Annotated in this window: 21 protein-coding genes; 15 read left to right on the forward strand and 6 right to left on the reverse strand. The window is 71.4% G+C overall.

Annotated features, from left to right (window positions below):
* Positions 1-9: 9 nt before the first annotated feature.
* A complete protein-coding gene (locus ACXKZB_RS06805; protein WP_123313503.1) occupies positions 10-1,698 on the reverse strand; it encodes a cation:proton antiporter in 1,689 nt (562 codons plus the stop codon).
* 117 nt (positions 1,699-1,815) lie between these two features.
* On the opposite strand from ACXKZB_RS06805, the gene ACXKZB_RS06810 reads away from it, so the two are divergent.
* The 3 genes from ACXKZB_RS06810 to ACXKZB_RS06820 all read left to right on the forward strand — a co-directional run bounded on the left by ACXKZB_RS06810 (position 1,816) and on the right by ACXKZB_RS06820 (position 5,042).
* Positions 1,816-3,072 (forward strand): inorganic phosphate transporter, encoded by a 1,257-nt coding sequence (locus ACXKZB_RS06810; RefSeq protein ID WP_488825314.1) that lies wholly within the window; start codon positions 1,816-1,818, stop codon positions 3,070-3,072.
* Entirely contained in the window at positions 3,072-3,368 is a 297-nt protein-coding gene (locus ACXKZB_RS06815; RefSeq protein WP_111084565.1) for a hypothetical protein, read from the forward strand. The genes ACXKZB_RS06810 and ACXKZB_RS06815 overlap by 1 nt, the downstream gene beginning before the upstream one ends.
* Before the next feature lie 183 nt (positions 3,369-3,551).
* Complete coding sequence (locus ACXKZB_RS06820; protein WP_123313506.1) at positions 3,552-5,042, forward strand: aspartate ammonia-lyase; 1,491 nt, start codon at positions 3,552-3,554, stop codon at positions 5,040-5,042.
* Between the two features lie 19 nt (positions 5,043-5,061).
* Here the strand turns inward: ACXKZB_RS06820 and ACXKZB_RS06825 are convergent, their stop codons facing one another.
* Positions 5,062-6,147 carry a YihY/virulence factor BrkB family protein gene (locus ACXKZB_RS06825; RefSeq protein ID WP_488825316.1) on the reverse strand — a complete coding sequence of 362 codons (1,086 nt, stop codon included), beginning with the start codon at positions 6,145-6,147 and terminating at the stop codon, positions 5,062-5,064.
* A gap of 160 nt (positions 6,148-6,307) precedes the next feature.
* A complete protein-coding gene (locus ACXKZB_RS06830; RefSeq protein WP_488825318.1) occupies positions 6,308-7,627 on the reverse strand; it encodes an MFS transporter in 1,320 nt (439 codons plus the stop codon).
* A 111-nt stretch (positions 7,628-7,738) separates the two neighbouring features.
* On the opposite strand from ACXKZB_RS06830, the gene ACXKZB_RS06835 reads away from it, so the two are divergent.
* The 4 genes from ACXKZB_RS06835 (at position 7,739) to ACXKZB_RS06850 (ending at position 12,172) form a co-directional block, all read left to right on the forward strand.
* Positions 7,739-8,542 (forward strand): toll/interleukin-1 receptor domain-containing protein, encoded by an 804-nt coding sequence (locus tag ACXKZB_RS06835; protein ID WP_488825320.1) that lies wholly within the window; start codon positions 7,739-7,741, stop codon positions 8,540-8,542.
* Positions 8,543-8,647: 105 nt separating this feature from the next.
* On the forward strand, positions 8,648-9,019 hold the full coding sequence (locus ACXKZB_RS06840; protein ID WP_123313509.1) for an FKBP-type peptidyl-prolyl cis-trans isomerase: 372 nt from the start codon (positions 8,648-8,650) through the stop codon (positions 9,017-9,019).
* Complete coding sequence (locus ACXKZB_RS06845) at positions 9,019-9,855, forward strand: aldo/keto reductase (protein WP_340196194.1); 837 nt, start codon at positions 9,019-9,021, stop codon at positions 9,853-9,855. Before ACXKZB_RS06840 ends, ACXKZB_RS06845 begins: the two co-directional genes overlap by 1 nt.
* A gap of 73 nt (positions 9,856-9,928) precedes the next feature.
* Positions 9,929-12,172: a HelD family protein gene (locus ACXKZB_RS06850; protein WP_488825322.1), complete on the forward strand. Its 2,244-nt coding sequence runs from the start codon at positions 9,929-9,931 to the stop codon at positions 12,170-12,172.
* Positions 12,173-12,232: 60 nt separating this feature from the next.
* Here the strand turns inward: ACXKZB_RS06850 and ACXKZB_RS06855 are convergent, their stop codons facing one another.
* Genes ACXKZB_RS06855 through ACXKZB_RS06865 form a run of 3 tightly spaced genes read right to left on the reverse strand, consistent with a single transcriptional unit; the run spans position 12,233 to position 14,687 of the window.
* A complete protein-coding gene (locus tag ACXKZB_RS06855; protein WP_488825323.1) occupies positions 12,233-12,511 on the reverse strand; it encodes a protealysin inhibitor emfourin in 279 nt (92 codons plus the stop codon).
* A gap of 29 nt (positions 12,512-12,540) precedes the next feature.
* Positions 12,541-13,608 (reverse strand): M4 family metallopeptidase, encoded by a 1,068-nt coding sequence (locus ACXKZB_RS06860; RefSeq protein WP_488825324.1) that lies wholly within the window; start codon positions 13,606-13,608, stop codon positions 12,541-12,543.
* Between the two features lie 41 nt (positions 13,609-13,649).
* Positions 13,650-14,687: a glycoside hydrolase family 6 protein gene (locus tag ACXKZB_RS06865; protein WP_488825326.1), complete on the reverse strand. Its 1,038-nt coding sequence runs from the start codon at positions 14,685-14,687 to the stop codon at positions 13,650-13,652.
* 162 nt (positions 14,688-14,849) lie between these two features.
* Between ACXKZB_RS06865 and ACXKZB_RS06870 the strand changes: the two genes are divergently transcribed.
* From ACXKZB_RS06870 to ACXKZB_RS06905, 8 genes are all read left to right on the forward strand, one after another.
* On the forward strand, positions 14,850-15,296 hold the full coding sequence (locus tag ACXKZB_RS06870) for a VanZ family protein (protein WP_222660315.1): 447 nt from the start codon (positions 14,850-14,852) through the stop codon (positions 15,294-15,296).
* Between the two features lie 102 nt (positions 15,297-15,398).
* Positions 15,399-15,668 (forward strand): 30S ribosomal protein S15, encoded by a 270-nt coding sequence (rpsO, locus tag ACXKZB_RS06875; RefSeq protein ID WP_070416523.1) that lies wholly within the window; start codon positions 15,399-15,401, stop codon positions 15,666-15,668.
* A gap of 138 nt (positions 15,669-15,806) precedes the next feature.
* A complete protein-coding gene (locus tag ACXKZB_RS06880) occupies positions 15,807-16,424 on the forward strand; it encodes a CE1759 family FMN reductase (protein ID WP_488825327.1) in 618 nt (205 codons plus the stop codon).
* Positions 16,425-16,550: 126 nt separating this feature from the next.
* Positions 16,551-16,859: a hypothetical protein gene (locus ACXKZB_RS06885; protein ID WP_488825329.1), complete on the forward strand. Its 309-nt coding sequence runs from the start codon at positions 16,551-16,553 to the stop codon at positions 16,857-16,859.
* Between the two features lie 2 nt (positions 16,860-16,861).
* A complete protein-coding gene (locus ACXKZB_RS06890; protein WP_488825331.1) occupies positions 16,862-17,803 on the forward strand; it encodes an FAD:protein FMN transferase in 942 nt (313 codons plus the stop codon).
* Positions 17,803-18,360 (forward strand): ferric reductase-like transmembrane domain-containing protein, encoded by a 558-nt coding sequence (locus ACXKZB_RS06895; protein WP_488825332.1) that lies wholly within the window; start codon positions 17,803-17,805, stop codon positions 18,358-18,360. Before ACXKZB_RS06890 ends, ACXKZB_RS06895 begins: the two co-directional genes overlap by 1 nt.
* Positions 18,357-19,616 (forward strand): NADH-ubiquinone oxidoreductase-F iron-sulfur binding region domain-containing protein, encoded by a 1,260-nt coding sequence (locus ACXKZB_RS06900; RefSeq protein ID WP_488825333.1) that lies wholly within the window; start codon positions 18,357-18,359, stop codon positions 19,614-19,616. Before ACXKZB_RS06895 ends, ACXKZB_RS06900 begins: the two co-directional genes overlap by 4 nt.
* The gene (locus ACXKZB_RS06905) at positions 19,613-19,864 is read left to right on the forward strand and encodes a ferredoxin (RefSeq protein WP_488825335.1); all 252 of its coding nucleotides are present in this window, start codon (positions 19,613-19,615) and stop codon (positions 19,862-19,864) included. The genes ACXKZB_RS06900 and ACXKZB_RS06905 overlap by 4 nt, the downstream gene beginning before the upstream one ends.

The following is a 19,864-nucleotide window of genomic DNA, read 5'->3' on the forward strand; positions in this document are numbered from 1 at the left end:
CCGGGGCCCTCAGGAGCGGCTGCGTGAGGCCTGCGCCGAGTCCATCGCGAGTTCTTCGGCGTCGAGGGTCACGAGCACGCGGCGCATGACCTCCTCGTCGAGGTTGCCCTTCTCGCGCTCCTCGAGCACGATCTCGCGTCGGCGGTCGAGCAGCTCACGCCGGATGTCCTGGATCTGCGAGCCGCGCAGCCGCATCGGGGCGTTCCGCTCCTCGTCCTCTTCCTCGAGAGCGTCCTGGCGGAAGGTCTCGACCTGCCGCTCGAGCCGGGCCTTCAGCCGGTTCACCACGGAGTCGACGGCGACGGCGCCGTACTGCTTCGACCAGTCCGGGCGGCGCTTCTCGAGCAGCTCGATCGCCGCCTCGGTCGTGCGCTGGTTCAGGCGCATCTCGCTGCGGACGTCCTCCTCGCCCTCGGCCGGGTCCTGCACCTTGAGGGCGCGGATGACGAACGGCAGGGTCAGGCCCTGCAGCAGCAGGGTGCCGACGGTGACGAAGAACGCGATGATGAAGATCGTGTCCTGTGCGGGGATCTGCGTCGGGCTCGCGACCACCGACACCGCGGCGGCGAGCGTCACCACGCCGCGCATGCCGGTCCACGAGATGACTGTCAGCTCGCGCCAGTTGAGCTTCGGTTCGGCCGTACCGCGCATCCACCGCAGGGACGGGTGCCCGCGGGACAGCTTGATGCGCAGTGGACGGAGCCACCGCCCGTTGAAGCGGTTGCGCACGTACGACTCGAAGATGAAGAGGGGCCGCACCAGGATCACGACGCCGAGCACCACGGCCGCGGCGGTGAGGGTCTGTCCGAGGCTCCGCTCGCTCTCGACCAGGTCCTGCACCACCGTGTTCAGCTGCAGGCCGATCAGGGCGAAGACGAAGCCCTCGAGGATGACGTCGATGCTGGTCCACAGCGGGCGCTCCTGCAGCCGGGTGGCGTAGCCCTCCTTCGGCGAGTTGTAGCCGATGTACAGGCCGGCCGTGACGACCGCGATGACGCCGGAGCCGGAGAGGTCCTCGGCCAGGATGTACGCGACGAAGGGCAGCAGGATGCTCATGATCGTCTCGACCACGGGGTCGTTGAGACGCATCCGGATCCAGTGCACGACGACGCCGAGCACGATGCCGACGGCGAGCCCGACGCCGATCGCCAGGCCGAAGATGCCGAGGTCCTGCCAGATCGTCAGCGACGTGCCCGCGATGATCAGCGTGAACACGCGCACCAGGGTCAGGGACGCGGCGTCGTTGATCAGGCTCTCGCCGGACAGCACCGTCATCACCCGGCGGGGGAGCCCGAGCTTGCGGCCGATCGCGGCGGCCGACACGGCGTCCGGCGGGGCCACGATCGCACCGAGCAGGATCGCCGCCGGCAGGGTCATGTCCGGGATGAGGAAGTACGCCACCGCGCCGACGACGAGTGCCGTGACGATGACCAGGAAGATGCCGAGACGCCGGATCTGCTTGATCGACGTGCGGAAGCTCTGCCACGACACGTCGAGGGCCGCCGAGTAGAGCAGCGGCGGCAGGATCACCGTCAGGATCACCTCGGAGTCGATCTCCATCGCGGGGAGCCCCGGCAGGAACGACGCTGCGAGCGCGACCGCCGTCACGAGCAGGGGAGCGGGGAGTCCCTTCGCCCGTGCGAACCCGGTCACCGCGAGCGATCCGACCAACAGGATGAGGAGCTCGACGGTGTCCATGGGACTCATTCTCGCATCGGCATGGTTCCGAATCTGAACGAGTCTGAAGCTCCGGTGAACGGCGGGTTGCCGATCAGGTTTGCCCCGGAGGCCGTCGATGGGGAACACTGGCCCGCGGTGGACATCACACTCATAGTCGTCCTGGTCATCGCGTTGGCCCTCTTCTTCGACTTCACAAACGGTTTTCACGACACCGCCAACGCGATGGCGACTCCGATCGCGACCGGGGCCATGAAGCCCAAGGTCGCGGTCACCGTCGCCGCGGTGCTCAACCTCGTCGGTGCGTTCCTCAGCACCGCGGTGGCGACCTCGATCTCGCACGGCCTCATCAACGAGGGCCCGGGCGGCGTCGCGATCTCACCGGAGATGATCTTCGCGGGGCTCATCGGAGCGGTCGTGTGGAACATGATCACGTGGCTCCGCGGGCTGCCCTCGTCGTCGTCGCACGCGCTGTTCGGCGGACTGATCGGAGCCGCGATCGTCGGCGCCGGGTTCCAGTCCGTGAACTACGTCGCGCTGCTGACGGTGGTGATCATCCCCGCCTTCGCGTCCCCGGTGATCGCGTCGCTCGTGTCGTTCCTGTCGACACGCATCGCGTACCGGATCACGAAGCGCCCGGTGTTCCCGAACGAGCGCGGTGGCTTCCGCGTCGGGCAGATCTTCACCTCGTCCATGGTGTCGCTCGCGCACGGTACGAACGACGCCCAGAAGACGATGGGTGTCATCACGCTGACGCTGATCGCGTCGGGGGCGCAGTCGTCGAACCAGGGCGTGCAGTTCTGGGTCGTCGTGGCCTGTGCCCTGGCGATCGCCCTCGGTACCTACACGGGCGGGTGGCGCATCATCCGCACCCTCGGGTCCGGCATCACCGAGATCCGTGCGACCCAGGGCTTCGCGGCCGAGGCGTCGACCGCCGCGACGATCCTGGCGTCCAGCCACCTCGGCTTCGCGCTCTCGACCACGCAGGTGTCCTCTGGGTCGATCATCGGTGCCGGGCTCGGTCGCCGGGGCTCGAAGATCCAGTGGTCCACCGCCGGCAAGATCGTGATCGCCTGGTTCATCACCCTCCCCGCCGCCGCAGCCGTGGGCGCCGTGGCGTCGGGCATCGCACGCCTCGGCGTCGTCGGGCTCGTCATCGACACGGTCGTCGGTGCCGCCGTGATCCTCGGCCTGTACCTGTGGTCGCTCCGGAAGCCGCACGAACAGGCATCGGCCATCGAGGTCGACGTCGCCGCGAACGCCGTGTACACCCGCAAGGAACTGCGCGACCTGCAGCGCAAGAAGCGTGCGGACGCCGTCGCGGACCGTCGCGCCGCACTGAGCCGCGAGCGCACGCTCCGCCGCATGGCCGCACGCAAGGGAGGCCGTCGCTGATGGGCATCGACTGGTTCGCATTCCTCACCGTGGCGCTCGTCGCCGTGGTCTCGTCCTGCTTCGTCGTCGCCGTCTACTCGGTCGGCCTCCGCTTCTGGAGCGCCGCGGACACCCGCGCCGGCAAGTTCACCGTGAAGGACGACGGCACGATCGGTCCGGCGACCGCCGGGTTCCCGAACCCCGCCGGAGCGACGACCGCGGTGCGTGCTTTCCGTGCGCTCGCGATCCTCTGCTACGCGGTCTGCGGCGCCGTCGTCCTGTACGGCATCTACCTCATCGTCCCCCAGTTCCACTGACGCTCCGGCGCGCGCGACGCGCGCTTCGTGAGCAGCAATGGTCGGGTGCCCTCCGGCGACCCGACCATTTCTGCTCACCATGCACGCGCACGCGCGCGCACGCACGCACCCCGCCCGGCGCGGTCCCGTACACGCCCCGAGCTCGTCCCGGACCGGCCGGACGGACTGGGCTAGCCTCGACGTGTGACCGGCAACGAAGCAGCACAGGCCCCCGCAGGGGCGCAGACCCGTACCGAGAGCGACTCGCTGGGGTCGCGCGAGGTCCCGATCGACGCCTACTGGGGCATCAACACCCTGCGTGCGCTGGAGAACTTCCCGATCACGTCGGTGCCGATCTCGGTGTACCCGGACCTCATCGAGGCCCTCGCCACCGTGAAGCAGGCGGCGGCGCGGGCGAACCGGGCGATCGGGGTCCTCGACGAGGAGCGCGCCGACGCCATCGACCGTGCTGCGCAGGAGGTGCGTGACGGTGCCCTGCGCGAGCAGTTCGTCGTCGACGTCGTGCAGGGCGGCGCCGGCACGAGCACGAACATGAACACGAACGAGGTCCTGGCGAACCGGGCCCTCGAGCTCCTCGGCCGCGAGCGGGGCGACTACGGGTACCTGCACCCGATCGACCACGTGAACCGCAGCCAGTCGACGAACGACACGTACCCGACGAGCATCAAGATCGCGATGATCTTCTCCGCCCGGCGGCTCATCGAGCAGCTCGAGCAGCTCTCCGCGGCGTTCGCCGAGCGGGGGAACGCCTTCGCCGACGTGCTCAAGGTCGGCAGGACGCAGCTGCAGGACGCCGTGCCGATGACCCTCGGGCAGGAGTTCACCGGGTTCTCGCACACCATCCAGGAGGACGCCGACCTGCTCCGCAAGGTCCTGCCGCTGTTGGCCGAGATGAACCTCGGCGCGACGGCGATCGGCACCGGGATCACCGCGGACCCGCTCTACCGCGACGAGGTCCGCCGACAGCTGCAGGACGCCAGCGGCATCGACGTCGTGACGGCGCCGGACCTGATCGAGGCGACGAGCGACGCCGGCGCCTTCATGACCCTGTCCGGCACCGTGAAGCGCAGTGCCGCGAAGCTCTCGAAGATCTGCAACGACCTGCGGCTGCTCGCGTCGGGGCCGCAGGCGGGGCTCGGCGAGATCACCCTGCCGGCGCGCCAGGCGGGCTCGTCGATCATGCCGGGCAAGGTGAACCCGGTGATCCCCGAGGTCGTGAACCAGATCGCGTTCGCCGTGGTCGGCGCCGACACCACGGTGACGATGGCAGCCGAGGGCGGCCAGCTGCAGCTCAACGCGTTCGAGCCGATCATCGCGCACTCGATCCTCCAGTCGCTGCAGTGGATGTCCCGGGGCTGTGCCACGTTGCGCGAGCACTGCGTGACCGGCATCGAGGCGAACGAGGCGAAGCTCGCGGCGCAGGTCGACACGAACGTCGGGGTGGTCACGGCGCTCACCCCGTACATCGGCTACGCGGCGGCGGCGTCGATCGCGCACACGGCACTGACGACGTCGACGCCGATCTCGACGCTCGTCGTCGCGGCTGGCCTGATGGACGAGGACCAGGTGCAGCGTGTGCTGAGCCCGGCGCGGCTGTCCGGCATCGAGCTCGCGACCGGTGCGATCCCGGTGGTCACCGAGGAGATGCTGGACCAAGCGGCGCGCGAGCGCTGAAGCCCCCGCGCGACCGCCTTCACGGCATCGGTGCCTCGCCGACGCGCACCTGCTGCGCGACGTCGCGCAGGTGCTCCTGCGCCGGGGTCGGCTCGGCGTCGTCGTCGGCAGCGACCTGCGCCGCGACGCTCCGGACGTGCCGAGCAGCCGCGATGTCGGCGTCGCGCCAGCGGGCCAGCGTGAAGTTCCGCGTCACGTCGCGCAGCGGCAACCGGATCGACTCGTCGGCCTCGATGCCGGCCAGGAGCTGCCGCATCCGGATCACCTCGGAGTCGAGTTCGCCGCCGACCACGAGCACGAAGTTCGAGATGTACAGGTAGACGAGCAGCAGGATCCCGCCGCCGAGCCACCCGTACGCACGGTTGCCGCCGCCGATCGTCTCGACGTAGACCGCGAAGCCGACCGTCGCCAGGGCCCACGTGACGATGGCGAACGCGGCACCGGCGGACACCCACCGCAGCTGCGGCGTCTTCACGTTCGGGGTCGCGTAGTACAGGACCGCGACCATGACGACCAGGTCGGCGGCGAGCACGGGCCACTTCACGACGTTCCACACGTCGTCGATCCACGGCGCCCAACCGAACGACGCGACGATCGCCGCCGAGATCGTCGGGGTGCCGAGCAGGATGACGATCGCGATCGCCCCGCCCACCATCACGAGCAGCGTGACGAGCAGCATCATGCTGCGGAACTTCCAGATCCGCCGCCCCTCCTCGACCTCGTACGAGGTGTTCATGGCGCGTCCGAACGCCGTCGCGTACCCGGACAGCGACCACAGCGTCAGCACGACACCGATCGCGAAGCCGAGCCACGGGTTGTCGAGGGTCAGCAGCTGCCGCAGCGGGGTCTCGAGGTGCTCCGCCGTCTCCGGTCGCAGGATGAACCCGAGCACGCCGATGATGTCGGACAGGCTGTCGCCCTCGCGGTCCACGATCGACAGCGCGGACACCACCGTCAGCGCCGTCGGGAACACGGTCAGCAGTGCGAAGAACGTCAGCGACGCGGCCGCGTCGACGACGCGGTGCCGGATGACCGAGTGGTAGGTGCGCCGGACGACGGCGCGGACTCCCGTCCGCTGGAGATCGCGCGATGCGCTGTCCGGCATGCGTTGTACGGTACCCGACACCTGGCGGACGGGAGGCCCGTGGCGGGCCCGCCACGGGCCTCCCGTCCGTCTCGCGAAAGCGACAGACGACCGCGGAAGGTTCGCGCAGATCTGTCGCTTTCGCGGAAGGGGGTGGTCCGGTACTGCGGCCGCTCACCCGTCAGTTGGCGTGGGGGTGCAGGGCGTCGTAGCGGCGGAACGACGGGACCAGGCGGAGGAGCAGCGCGACGAGCGCGACGATGAGCACGCCGCCGATGATCGGTGGGTACGCGATGCCGGCCGCGACGACCAGGCCGGCGTACAGGTCACCGAGCCGCGGGCCTCCGGTGACGACCACGATGAAGATGCCCTGCAGCCGACCGCGCATGCCGTCCGGCGACGCCGCCTGCAGGATCGTGTTCCGGAACACCGAGCTGACGTTGTCCGCACCGCCGGCCATCGCCAGGAACAGCGCCGCGAGCCCGAGTGCCGGCAGGATCTCGACGCCGAACGCCTCGCCTGAGCGCCCGCCGAGCACGTGCGCCAGCGCGATGACCACACCGAACGCGCCGATCGCGCCGCCGTACGCCGTGATGGCCCAGCCGACGGCCTCGCCCTGGCGGCGCACGTGCCCGAGCGGGCCGGAGAAGACGCTCGACAGCAGCGCACCGATCGCGTACGCGGCCGTGAGCGTGCCGACGGTGATCGATCCGCCGCCGATCACCAGCGCCCCGATCGCGGGGAACAGGACGCGGGGCTGCCCGAACGTCATCGCGACGATGTCGAGGACGAACGTCATGGTGATGTTGCGCGACCGCCGCAGGAACTTCGCACCCTCGACGAGCGAGCTGAGCCCGGGGCGGAGCGCACCGTGGTCGGCGGCCATGCGCGGCAGCGTGAACACCCCGAGGAACGCGAACGTGAACAGGACGACGTCGATCGTGTAGGTCGGCGCGAACCCGACGCTCGCGATCAGCACACCGGCGACCGCCGGACCCACCGTGACCTGGAAGCCGGACGCGATCCCGCCCAGGGCGCTCGCCGCGGGCAGCAGGTCGGTGCCGACGAGCCGCGGGACGATCGCCGAGCGCGAGGCGTTGCTCACGGTCGCGGCGACGGCGTTCACGGTCGCCAGGACGTAGAGCAGGGCGACGCTGTGCAGCCCGAGCCACGAGTGGGTGGCGATCAGGGCGACCGCGACCCAGGCGATGATCGACGACACGAGCGCGACCGTGCGGCGGTCGAAGGCGTCGGCGAGCATGCCGCCGTACAGGCCCGCGACCACCATCGGCAGCAGGGCGATGACCCCCACGAGTGCCACCGCGAAGGTGGAGTGCGTGATCTCGTAGACCTCGAGCCCGACCGCCACCGTGGTCATCTGCGTGCCGATCCCGGCGATGGCGGTGCCCGCCCAGAGCCGGGCGAAGGCGGGGGATCGGCGGAGCGGGGTGAGGTCGGCGAGCAGGCGGCGGCGCGGCGGTGCGGGAGTGGGTCGTGTCACGGTGGAACCATTCTGCGGCCTGGACGCCTGGCGGAGCTAGCAGCGCTCAAGCCGCGATCTACACCAACGAGGTCGAAATAAGGGATGCTCGCGTACTGCTATCGTTGCTGGGTGAAGGTTTTCATTAGTTGGTCAGGTCCACGCAGCGGTCTGCTCGCGGAGGCGCTGAGTGAGTGGATTCATGATGTCATTCAGAGTGTCGAGTGTTTCTACTCTAGTGAGGACATTCGAGCTGGCCAGCGTTGGAATAATGAGATCAACAGCTGGCTATCCGATACCGACTTTGGAATCCTTTGCGTGACCCCAGAAAATGCTAAGGCGCCGTGGCTCAATTTTGAAGCCGGGGCGCTGGCAAAGCGCATCAACGACGACGCGCGCGTCGTTCCGGTTGCACTTGATTTCTCGCCCGCGTCCCTGGATGAACCACTAAAGCAATTTAATGGTGTTCGCGCGGATAAGCTCGGTATCACCCGAATGATGCAATCGATCGCGGAAGTCTCGGGAGCGTCGCTCGATGTCAACCGCTCCGTTGATCGCTGGTGGCCCGATCTCGAGGAAAGGCTTCGCGCCATCCCGGAATCTGAAGCGGCGGTGGACACGCCGAAGGAACCAGAAGTCCCTGAAATGTTCTCGGACATCATGTCGTCGATGCGAGGCCTCGCTCACGACGTCCGCAACCTCCGTATGGCGCCGGCTAGCAGAGTTACCTCCGTCGAATACCGGCAAATTGCGATGGTCCTCACCGAAAATGAACCTCTTCGTGAAGATGTGATGGAGGGAAACCCCCGCGCAGTCCGCTTCCTCCGCGAAGAGGTCCGTCGTGGCTTGAGTCGTCGAGCTGAAGAAAAGAACGCTCTCAGCGAGAGCCGGACCCGCCTTCCACTGCTCGACGGCGACGCGGACCTTGAAGGCTAGAGGGCGCTTCAGGGTCAATCCTGCCCGCGGCGCTCGTCGAGAGTTCCACAGTGAGGCGGGTGGACGTGCGGTGCCATGTCCGCGCGCTCTGGTTGACTGGATCGCATGACTGACCTCAACAGCAAGCCCGAGTTCGACGCGCCCGAGGGCCCGGCCCCCACCGACCTCGTCGTCACCGACATCGTCGAGGGTGACGGTGACGTCGCGAGCGCCGGGTCGACCGTCAAGGTCCACTACGCCGGCGTCGAGTACGAGACCGGCGAGGAGTTCGACAGCTCGTGGAACCGCGGTGAGCCCATCGACTTCCCGCTCGCGGCGCTCGTGCGCGGCTGGCAGGAGGGCATCCCCGGCATGAAGGTCGGCGGCCGCCGCAAGCTCGTCGTCCCGCCGGAGCTCGCCTACGGTCCCGCCGGTGGCGGCCACTTCCTGTCCGGCAAGACCCTGATCTTCGTGATCGACCTGCTCGGGGTGCGCTGATGCAGGTCGGTGCCCCGACCATCGAGCTGAACGACGGCCACCGGTTCCCAGAGCTCGGCCTCGGCACCTACGGGCTGAACGGTGACGAGGGTGCGGCCGCGGTCGGCACCGCCATCGCCAGCGGCTACCGGCTGCTCGACACCGCGCTGAACTACGGCAACGAGGACGCCGTCGGCCGCGCCGTCCGCGAGTCCGAGGTGGCGCGCGAGGACCTCGTCGTCACCTCGAAGCTCCCCGGCCGGCACCACGGCTACGACGAGGCGCACCGCTCGATCGACGAGACCCTGGGCAACCTCGGGCTCGACCACGTCGACCTGTACCTGATCCACTGGCCGAACCCGTCGGTGGACAAGTTCGTCGACACCTGGAAGGCGTTCGTCGACCTGCGCGACAGCGGCAAGGTCCGCTCGATCGGCGTCTCGAACTTCACGCCGGAGCACCTTCGTCGCATCATCGACGCGACCGGCGTCGCACCGGCGGTGAACCAGGTCGAGCTGCACCCGTACTTCCCGCAGGCGGCACTGCGGAAGGTGCACCAGGAGCTCGGCATCGTCACCGAGAGCTGGAGCCCGCTCGCGGTCCGTTCGGAGCTCCTCACCGAGCAGCCGATCACCGACGCCGCAGCGGCCCACGGTGTGACCCCCGGCCAGGTCGTGCTGCGGTGGCACGTCCAGCTCGGCGCCGTGCCGGTGCCGAAGTCGGCCGACGCCACCCGACAGCGCGAGAACCTCGACGTGTTCGGCTTCGAGCTGACCGACGCCGAGGTGCAGGCCATCTCCGGCCTCGAGCGCGGCCGGCTCTGGGACGCCGACCCGGACACGCACGAAGAGATGTGAGCGACGACCCTTCGGGAACTGCGGGGCTCCAGCGGGCAGTACACTGGATTCCCCTCTTCCCGAAGGGTTGCGTGTGTCCGAACCGACCGAGATCGACCGCGAGCGCGGCTACGTGGACGGCCTCTTCCGCCGTCTCGACGAGCTGACCGCCGAGGCCGAACAGCGTCTCGCCGAGACCCGTCGTCAGGCGGTCGGCGGGAACCACCAGAGCCGCAGCGAGCGCGATGCGTACGCCCGGCTCTACGAAGACACCGTGGCGACGCTCGAGCGTGTGGGGGACCGTCTGGTCTTCGGCCGGCTCGAGGTCTCCGAACCCGACAGCGCCGAGGACGCCTTCCGGTACATCGGCCGGGTGGGGCTCCGCGACGCCGACCACCGCCCGCTGCTGCTCGACTGGCGCGTGCCCGGCGCCAGTGCCTTCTACCAGGCCACCGCGGCGCACCCGATGGGGATGCGCTCGCGCCGCCACCTGTCACTCGAGGGTCGTCGGGTCGTCGGTGTCGAGGACGAGGTGTTCGACGCCGCGCTCTACGACGACGAACGCACCCACCTGCAGGGCGAGGGGGCGCTGCTCGCCGCGGTGACCGCCGAGCGCACGGGCCGGATGACCGACATCGTCGCCACGATCCAGGGCGAGCAGGACCGGATCATCCGCTCCCCGCTCGAGGGCGTCCTGATCGTGCAGGGCGGCCCCGGCACCGGCAAGACCGCCGTGGCGCTGCACCGTGCCGCGTACCTGCTGTACTCGTACCGCGAGCGGCTGCGGGGCTCCGGGGTCCTGATGGTCGGTCCGTCGCCGGCGTTCCTGACGTACATCGAACAGGTCCTGCCGTCGCTCGGCGAGACCGGCGTCGTGATGGCCTCGCTCGGGTCGCTCTACCCGGGTGTGCACGCGACGACGCACGACGCCCGCGACGTCGCCGCGGTGAAGGGCTCCGCGCAGACGGCCGCACTCCTGCGCCGCGCGGTGCGCTCCCGTCAGGTGGTGCCGACCGAGTCGGTGACGCTCGACGTCGAGGGCGAGCGACTCGTCGTGCCGCCGCAGCTCGTGGCCGACGCGATGAAGCGCGCACAGGACCGCGGCAAGCCCCACAACGCCGCGCGCGTGACGTTCAACAAGCTCGCGCTCGACGCGATGACCCGGCTGCTCGCCGACCAGCTGCGCGAGCGTGGGACGACGGTGGACGAGGCCGACGAGAAGGTCCTGCGCGAGGACATCCGGAGCTCGTACGACGCCCGGGTGCTGCTCAACACCGCGTGGTTGCCGCTGCCGCCGGAGAAGTTCCTCGAGGACCTGTACGCCCGTCCGAACTGGCTCGCGTCGCTGACCCCCGACTGGGCCCCGGAGCGTCGCGCCCTGCTGCACCGTGCCCGCGGTGCGGCGTGGACGGTCGAGGACGTCCCCCTGCTCGACGAGGCCGCCGAGCTGCTCGGCCCGTTCGACCCGACCGGCGGCGCCGCCAAGCGCGCGGCGAAGGCCAGCCGGAACCGTGACATCGAGAACGCCCGCCAAGCGATCGAGAACATGGGCGTCGAGGGCATCGTCACCGCCGAACAGGTGGCCGGCTCGTTCGCCGAGGGCGGCGACCCCCGGTCGACGGCCGAACGCGCAGCCGACGACCGTGAGTGGACCTACGGGCACATCGTGGTCGACGAGGCGCAGGAGCTGTCGCCGATGCAGTGGCGCGTGCTCGCCCGCCGCAACCCGCTGCGGTCCTTCACGATCGTGGGCGACATGGCGCAGGGCTCCTCGCCCGGGGCCGCGCGCACCTGGGACGACGTGCTCGGCGCGCTGGCCCGTCGTCGCCGTGGCCGGGCGCCGCTCGTGCCGCTCGACCACCGCATCGAACAGCTCACCGTGAACTACCGCACCCCGCGGTCGATCGTCGAGGCCGCCGGTGTCTTCGCCGACGGTGCCGGCCTGACCGTCACCCGGAACGAGGCCGTGCGCGACGGCGATCCCGTCGAGCGCGTCCGCGTCGCCCGCGCCGACCTGCTCGACACCGTCGTGTCGGTCGCCGACGCCGAACGGTCGCGGATCGGTGCCGGCACCATCGGCGTGATCGTCCCCGAGTCCGAGGTCGACGCCGTCCGGCAGCGCCTCGCCCGCACGGAGGCCGACGTGCGCGGGCTCGCCGCGCCGCACGCCGGTTCGCTCACGGTGCTGACCGGGGCCGACGCCAAGGGCCTCGAGTTCGACGGCGTGCTGCTCGTCGACCCCGACCGTGTCGGTGGCGACGCCGCGCGCCCCGCTGCCGCGGTCTACGTCGCGATGACCCGCCCGACGCGGCGCCTGACGGTCATCGACGTCGCCTGACGGTCATCGACGTCGCCTGAGCCGGGAGGCCCGTGGCGAGCCCGTCCTGTGCCTGCTGACTCAGGACGGGTCGCCTGCAGATCGGACGCGCGCGACGAGGTCGGCCCACGGTCCGTCCAGGCGTCGGCCCGGGATCGTCACGGTCGTGCGCTCGACGGTGATCGTCCACGTGAAGTCGTCGGGGACCGGTGGCCCGGACGGCGACGGCGTCGCGGCGGTGCGGGGGAGCGCGTCGAGGACCTCGGACCACGCCGCGGGGTCACCGCACGTGTCGGTGTCGACCCGCCAGCGCCGCGTGGTGCCGGCGAAGCCCCCGGAACGACGGACCTCGATGCGCATGCTCCCGACCGTACGCGCCCGTGGCGTGCTCAGGCGAGCACGCCCACCGTCCGCCAGGCGTCCTGCACGGCGGCGTGCTCCGCTGTCCCGTCGCCGAACCGGGTGGCGGCGGCGTCGATCGTGACGGCGGCGAACCCGGCGAAGTCGATCGAGGCGGTGACGGCGTCCGAGGTCAGGGCGTCCCACCACACGGCACCGGCACCCTGCCAGGCGTACCCGCCGATCGCCGTCGCCGCCAGGAAGAACGCGTGGTTCGGGATGCCGGAGTTGGTGTGCACCCCGCCGCCGTCGTCGGTCGTCACGACGAAGTCGGCCATCGTCGCGGGCTGCGGGTCCTTGCCGAGCACCGGGTCGTCGTAGGCGGTACCGGGGGCGCGCATCGACCGGAGGGCGTCGCCGTGCACGGCATCCGTGAAGAGTCCCTCGCCGATGAGCCAGCTCGCCTGTTCGGCGGTCTGCCCGGCCGCGTACTGGGCCACGAGGGAGCCGAACACGTCGCTGATCGACTCGTTGAGCGCCCCGGACTGCCCCTGGTAGGTGAGGTCGGCCGTGTACTGCGTGACGCCGTGCGCCAGCTCGTGACCGATGACGTCGAGGGCGATCGTGAACCGTCGGAAGACCTCGTCGTCGCCGTCACCGAACACCATCCGGCTGCCGTCCCAGTAGGCGTTGTCGTAGTCCTGCCCGAAGTGGACCGTGGCGTCGAGGGGGAGCCCGGCGCCGTCGATCGACGCCCGGCCGAAGACGTCGAGCCAGAAGGCGTGGGTCGCGCCGAGTCCGGCGTACGCCTCGTCGACGGCCGCGTCACCGGTCTCGGGGTCGCCCTCGTTCCGGACGACCGTGCCCGGCAGGGTCGTCGTGCCGCGGGCATCGGTGATCGTGCGCTGCGGTGAGCGGTCGGCCGTGCCGGTGCCGTCGACGCCGGCACTGACGCCGCGCGGGGCGATGAGGTGCCGGTGCTTCGGGGTCTGCACGAGCTCGAGCGACGCCAGTGCGGTGCGGGCGGCCGATGCCGCGCGGGGGAACTCGGCCGCCTGGGCCACGGCGTGGAGCAGGTAGGGCGGGACGACGGAGCGCCGGCTGTCGGTCGGGGTCATGCGCTCATGCAACCACCGGGCACCGACACCCCGGCCACGGGTCAGTCGCGCTTGCGGTTCTCGACGAGACCGAGCGCGTAGCTCTCCCACCACTGTCCGGCGGCCGGTCCGCCGTTGCACGTGCCGTCGCTGAGCCCCGGCGTCTTGACCCACAGCAGGGCGTCGAGTCGGCTCGATCCGCCGGTGACGTGCGGGGCCTGGCCGAGCCCCGCGCCCTCGGGGTTGCACCAGGTCCCGCGCCAGCCCTGCCCGTTGCGGGAGACGTCGATGACGAAGTGCGGATCACCACCGATCGCGTCGGCGAGCTCGTCGGCGTAGGCACGTTCCTGGTCGACGCGGTAGAAGTTCGACACGTTCGTGAAGAAGCCCTGCACCTGATCGACGCCCGCCTGCCGCAGCCAGTCGGCCATCGTCGCGGTCGGGACACGGTTCTCGTTGCCGCCGTCGAGGTACACCGTCAGCCCGTGCCCGGTCAGCGCGTCCACGGCCTTCCGGAGCAGGGGGAGCCGGGAGTCGCGCAGGCGCTGGCAGTTCTGGATCTGCGCGATCGCGTCCGGCTCGACGAGCACGACGGCCCCGGACCCGGCCATCGCCCGCACGGCGGACCGGACCCACGGCAGGTAGGCGTCGTCGGTCGTGCCGCCCTTCGAGTAGCTGCCGCAGTCGCGGTCCGGCACGGTGTACAGCACGAACACCGGGGTGGCCCGCTGCTGCTCGGCGTTCCGGACGACCGCGCGGATGGTGGCGCGTGTCTCGGACCGCGAGGTGTTCGTGAGCCAGGTCGCGATCGGCTGGTCGGCGATGCGGGCGATCTGCGCCGCGGTGTCGTCGTGTCCGGCGGCTCGTGCCTGGCGCTCGCGGATGCCCGGCTGGTTCACCGCCGACGGCTGGTGCGCGAGTCCGCCGGGGAACGCCTGCTCCACGGTCTTCCGCGTCGCGACGTCACGTCCGCTCGCCGTCGGGTCGGCATCCGGCCCGCTGCCGTGCGGCACGACCACGACGAGCGTCGTGACCACCGCGGCGACGACGACGACCGCGGCCGCGATCCACAGCCACTGCCGGCGCGCCGACCTGCGCATCCCCTGGTCCTCCGGCATCCGGCGGTCCTCCCTGTTCGCTCTCCATGCTGACAGGTGCGGGGGAGTCCTGACCAGGCCACCGGGGCGTTCGTCCAGGTCCGCCGACGGCTTCTGCCAGGAGCGCTCCAGCGACCGCGCAGGACGGTGTTGCACAATACCGGGATGTTCCGTCGACTCCTCCTCCTCGCCGTGACCGCGGCGTACGCCTGGGTGATCTGGCGGATGACGCTGACCCCGCAGGTGTTCACATCGGCACAGAACTCGTTCGTGCTGCACGCGATCGCCTGGGTCCAGCAGCTGCCGCACGGTGCCTGGTTCACGTACGAGCGCACCGAGTTCCTCGCCAACATCGCGATGTTCGTGCCGGTCGGCATGCTCGCCGCGCTCTGGTTGCCACGGCGCTGGTGGATCCTCGGCGCGCTGGTCGCGGTCGCCCTGTCGACCGGCATCGAGTTCGCGCAGGCCACCTACCTGCCCTACCGCGTCGCCGACCCCCGCGACGTGCTGTCGAACGGCCTCGGCGGACTGCTCGGCGCGACGCTCGTCGGGCTCGTCCGCAGCCTGCTGCCCGCGCCGCGTCGTCGTCGCCTGCGCGCCAGGACGGTCTAGGACTCTGGTAGTCTTGCGCGGTTGCCGTCGAACGGCCGCGGACAAAGAGCGCTCGTGCATCAGGCACGGGCACCGCGCAACGGACTGAAAGGGGATCTACGCATGGCACTTGACGCGAAGGTCAAGCAGGAGATCATCGAAGAGTACGCGACCCACCCGGGCGACACCGGTTCCCCCGAGGTCCAGGTCGCCGTTCTGACGCGTCGTATCAACGACCTGAACGAGCACCTCAAGGAGCACAAGCACGACCACCACTCGCGTCGTGGTCTGCTGCTCATGGTCGGTCAGCGTCGCCGTCTCCTCGGTTACCTCTCCGACGTCGACATCGCCCGCTACCGTGCGCTCATCGAGCGCCTCGGCCTGCGCCGCTAGTCGACGCCCCACGGCTTGACCGAACGCCCCGGTCCTCCTCGAGAGGACCGGGGCGTTCTCCGTTCTGCGGGAATGGTTGCGCGTGGCGCACGGTTCGGTACGATGTTCATGCAAACGCATCGAAAGTCGGGAACCACCATGACCACCATCGCCGTCGTCTCCGCCGGACTCTCCGAGCCCAGCTCCACCCGCCTGCTCGCCGACCGCCTGGGCGAGGCCGCCGTCGCCGCGCTCGTCGCCGAGGGCACGCCAGCACAGGTCCTGCACGTCGAGCTCCGGCCGCTCGCCCACGAGATCACCGACGCGATGCTCACCGGGTTCGCCGCGCCCGCGCTGTCCGCCGCCATGGCCGCCGTGGTCGAGGCCGACGCGGTCGTCTTCGTCACGCCGATCTTCACGGCCGGCGTGAGCGGTCTCGCGAAGTCGTTCCTGGACATCCTGGACAAGGACTCGCTCGCCGACCTGCCCGTCCTCCTCGGCGCCACCGGCGGGACCTCGCGGCACTCGCTCGCCATCGACCACGCCCTGCGCCCCGTGTTCGCGTACCTCCGCGCAGCGGTGGTACCGACCGGTGTCTTCGCCGCGACCGACGACTGGGGGAGCGACGGTGACGCCGCGGCCCTGGACGGACGCATCCGTCGGGCCGGAGCCGACCTGGCCTGGGCGATCCGGGCCTCCCGTCGGGCCCCGCAGGAAGCCGACGCGCTCCCCGCGACCGCGGACTTCGCGAGCCTGCTCGGTGGCCTCGGCCACTGACCCGGATCGCTGACCCCGCGGCTCGCTCTTAGGCGGACCACAGGGTTCGTGGGGTCGGAGTGCGGCTGGCTGGCGGCTCGCTCATCGGTGGCCTCGGGAACCTCGTCATGACGACGAGGAGGACCGATGGACACCAGAGGCACCGGCAGGCGGTCCGCACGGATCACGAGTGCGCTCGTGAGCCTGGGCGGACTCGCGGTCGCGACGGTCACGGGTGCCGGGCTGTGGTTCGGGCACGAGCAGGCCGGTACGACGACGACCGACACGTCCACGAGCACGACGACGGACTCGGGTTCGGGTACCCGGACGTCGAGTGATGCCGCCACCGACTCCGGGTCCTCGTCCTCGTCGTCGTCGACCGACACGTCGACCGACACCGGGGTCTCGCAGGGCACCACCGGTGGGTCGTCGGACACGACGACGACGGGTTCCTGACCGTGCGCGCCGCCGCCGAGTGGGACCTCTGGACCACCACCGCCCGGGTCGTCCTGGACCACCGCGACCGCCGCCACCTCGCCGCCGCCGAGTCGTGCGTCCGCGAGGTCACGGCGGCCGTCGACGCCGCGTGCAGTCGGTTCCGCGACGACTCCGAGCTCCTGTCCCTTGCCGACGACCTGGTGCGCGGAACCGAGGTCTCGTCGCTGCTGGCGACCCTCGTGCACCAGGCCGTCGACGCCGCGCGACTGTCGGACGGGGACGTCGACCCGACCCTCGGCCGGCGGATGGCGTCCCTCGGGTACGACGCCGCCTTCGCCGACGCGCCCCCGGTCCCGTCGCCCGACACGGTCGCCCGAGCGCTCGACGGTCGACCCGCCTGGCAGCGGATCCTGCTGTCCGGCACGTTCCTGCGGGTCCCCGCGGGCGTCACGCTCGACCTCGGCGCCACGGCGAAGGCCGCCGCCGCGGACATGGCCGCCGCGAGCATCACCGCGCGGCTCGGCATCGGCGCCCTCGTCTCGCTCGGTGGGGACGTCGCCACGGCCGGCCCGGACCCCTCCGGCGGCTGGCAGGTGCGCGTGCAGGACCAGGCGGGCGACCCCGTCGACCACGTCCGCATCGCCTCCGGGTGGTCCGTCGCGACCTCGAGCACGCAGAAGCGCCGCTGGGAGCAGGACGGGACCGCGCGGCACCACATCCTCGACCCGCGCTGGGGCCTGCCCGCCGACCCGGTGTGGCGGTCCGTGACGGTCGTCGCCCCGTCGTGCACCACGGCGAACACCATGACCACCGCCGCGGTCGTCCGGGGTCACGGCGCCGTGGAGTGGCTCCGGCAGAGCGGCCGTGCCGCCCGACTCGTCGCGGCCGACGGCTCGGTGCTGCGGATCGGCGGCTGGCCCGACGACCAGGTCGACCACCTCGGCGGGGCGGACGCCGCCTGATGGACACCGCGCTCTGGGTGGTCGGCCGCGGGACCGGGGTCGCCGCGGTCCTGCTCCTGACCCTGACGGTCCTGCTCGGCATCGTGACCCGCGGCGGACGACCGCTGCCCGGCCTGCCGCGGTTCGGCGTGCAGCTCGTGCACCGGGACGTCGCCCTGGCGTCCACCGTGTTCGTGGTCGTGCACGTGGTGACGCTGCTGCTCGACACCGAGGCCGAACTCCGCCTGCTGGACGCCCTCGTGCCGTTCGCCGGTGCGTACCGCTGGTTCTGGCTCGGGCTCGGCACGCTGTCGGCGGACCTGCTCGTGGTGCTCGTCGTCACGGGGATGCTCCGCCGGGTGATCGGGCCACGCGTGTTCCGCGCCGTGCACTGGGCCGCCTACGCCATGTGGCCGATCGCGATGGCGCACGCGATCGGTACCGGGACCGACGGCACGTCCGCCTGGTTCCTGGTGATCGCCGGGGTCTGCGCCGCAGCCGTCCTCGGCGCCGTCGCCTGGCGCTGCACCGCTGGCGTCACCGCGTTCCGTCCGACCCCGAGGGAGGTCCTCCGATGACCCTGACCCACCCGCTCACCGTCCCGCCACCGACCGGCACGCAACGCCTCCTCGCCGCCCCGGGGCCCGGACTCGACGACCACCAGCGCACGCACGGACCGCTCCCGCACGTCGGGCCGACCGCCGTCGGCGAGATCGCCCTGGCCGGTGTCGACGGCCGCGGGGGAGCCGGGTTCCCGCTCGCCCGGAAGCTCGAGGCCGTCGCGGGACGGCGCCGCCGACGCGGTGCCCCGATCGTCATCGCGAACGGCGTCGAGGGCGAACCCGCCAGCCGCAAGGACGCCGTCCTGCTCGAACGAGCACCGCACCTGGTGCTCGACGGCGTCGTGGTCGCGGCGCTGGCGATCGGTGCGACCGAGGCCGTGGTCGCCACGAGCGAGCGGCTCGCCGACCGGGTCCGCCAGGCCCTGGCCGAACGCACCGACGCCCGGCCCGGCACCGAGCCGGTCACGATCGCGGTCCGCGCCCTGCCGCACAGTACCTTCGTCGCCGGGCAGGCCACGGCGCTCGCCTCGGCCGTCGCCGGTGGCCGAGGTCTGCCGGAGGACCGCACCGTCCGGCTGGCCGAGCGTGGACCGGGCGGACGACCGACCCTGGTGTCGAACGTCGAGACCCTCGCGCAGGCAGCGCTCGTCGCACGGTACGGGGCGGCGTGGGCGCGGAGCGTGGGCAGCGCGAGCGCTCCCGGCACCCGCCTCGTGACCGTCAGCGACGTGACGGACCCGGCCGGTGCCGTGGTGCTGGAGACCGCCGGGGGTGCGCCGCTCGGGCAGCTGCTGGGTGCCTCCCGGCTGCCGGCGGCCGATCCGCGACGGACGCGAGCCGTCCTGGTCGGCGGGTGGGGCGGCACCTGGGTGCCGGCCGCAGCGCTCGACGCGCCCTTCGACGTCGACGGACTGGCACCGTGGGGTGCGGCGCCCGGGGCCGGCGTGCTGGCCGTGCTCGACGACCGGACCTGCCCGGTCGGGGTCACCGCGGGACTCGCCGCGGCGCTCGCCGGAGCGTCCGCCGGGCGCTGCGGGCCGTGCGTGAACGGGTTGCCGCGGATCGCCGACGTGGTCGCCGACCTTGCCTCCGGGCACCGGGCGGGCGACCTGGCCGGCGAGGTCCGGCGGATCGCTGGCCTCGTCGACGGACGCGGGGCCTGCCAGCACCCGGACGGCGTCGCACGGATGGTGCGGAGCGCGCTCGACGTGTTCCACGACGACGTGCAGGCGCACCTGCGGGGCACCTGCCTGGTCGGGGGACGACCGTGAGCGGCACGCCGGGAGGTGCCACCGCCGCCGGTCTCGTTGCGCTGCACGTCGACTGGACCCGCTGTCGGGGACGCGGCCTGTGCACCGAGCTGTTCGCCGAGCGGCTGGCGCGCGACGAGTGGGGCTACCCGATCGCGCGGGACGGCGGCGGCACCCGCGACGTGCCGGTGCGGCCGGACGAACGCGCCGCCGCTGCGGACGCGGTGGCGATGTGCCCGCTGCAGGCGCTGCGGCTGGTGGGGCGGTGA

This window comes from Curtobacterium sp. ABR8 (assembly GCF_057812125.1).

Coding starts and splice junctions, on each gene's coding strand:
- ACXKZB_RS06805 (WP_123313503.1), bottom strand. CDS start 1,698: ATGGACACCGTCGAGCTCCTCATCCTGTTGGTCGGATCGCTCGCGGTG.
- ACXKZB_RS06815 (WP_111084565.1), top strand. CDS start 3,072: ATGGGCATCGACTGGTTCGCATTCCTCACCGTGGCGCTCGTCGCCGTG.
- ACXKZB_RS06825 (WP_488825316.1), bottom strand. CDS start 6,147: ATGCCGGACAGCGCATCGCGCGATCTCCAGCGGACGGGAGTCCGCGCC.
- ACXKZB_RS06840 (WP_123313509.1), top strand. CDS start 8,648: ATGACTGACCTCAACAGCAAGCCCGAGTTCGACGCGCCCGAGGGCCCG.
- ACXKZB_RS06845 (WP_340196194.1), top strand. CDS start 9,019: ATGCAGGTCGGTGCCCCGACCATCGAGCTGAACGACGGCCACCGGTTC.
- ACXKZB_RS06855 (WP_488825323.1), bottom strand. CDS start 12,511: ATGCGCATCGAGGTCCGTCGTTCCGGGGGCTTCGCCGGCACCACGCGG.
- ACXKZB_RS06860 (WP_488825324.1), bottom strand. CDS start 13,608: ATGACCCCGACCGACAGCCGGCGCTCCGTCGTCCCGCCCTACCTGCTC.
- ACXKZB_RS06865 (WP_488825326.1), bottom strand. CDS start 14,687: ATGCGCAGGTCGGCGCGCCGGCAGTGGCTGTGGATCGCGGCCGCGGTC.
- ACXKZB_RS06870 (WP_222660315.1), top strand. CDS start 14,850: ATGTTCCGTCGACTCCTCCTCCTCGCCGTGACCGCGGCGTACGCCTGG.
- rpsO (WP_070416523.1), top strand. CDS start 15,399: ATGGCACTTGACGCGAAGGTCAAGCAGGAGATCATCGAAGAGTACGCG.
- ACXKZB_RS06880 (WP_488825327.1), top strand. CDS start 15,807: ATGACCACCATCGCCGTCGTCTCCGCCGGACTCTCCGAGCCCAGCTCC.
- ACXKZB_RS06885 (WP_488825329.1), top strand. CDS start 16,551: ATGGACACCAGAGGCACCGGCAGGCGGTCCGCACGGATCACGAGTGCG.
- ACXKZB_RS06895 (WP_488825332.1), top strand. CDS start 17,803: ATGGACACCGCGCTCTGGGTGGTCGGCCGCGGGACCGGGGTCGCCGCG.
- ACXKZB_RS06900 (WP_488825333.1), top strand. CDS start 18,357: ATGACCCTGACCCACCCGCTCACCGTCCCGCCACCGACCGGCACGCAA.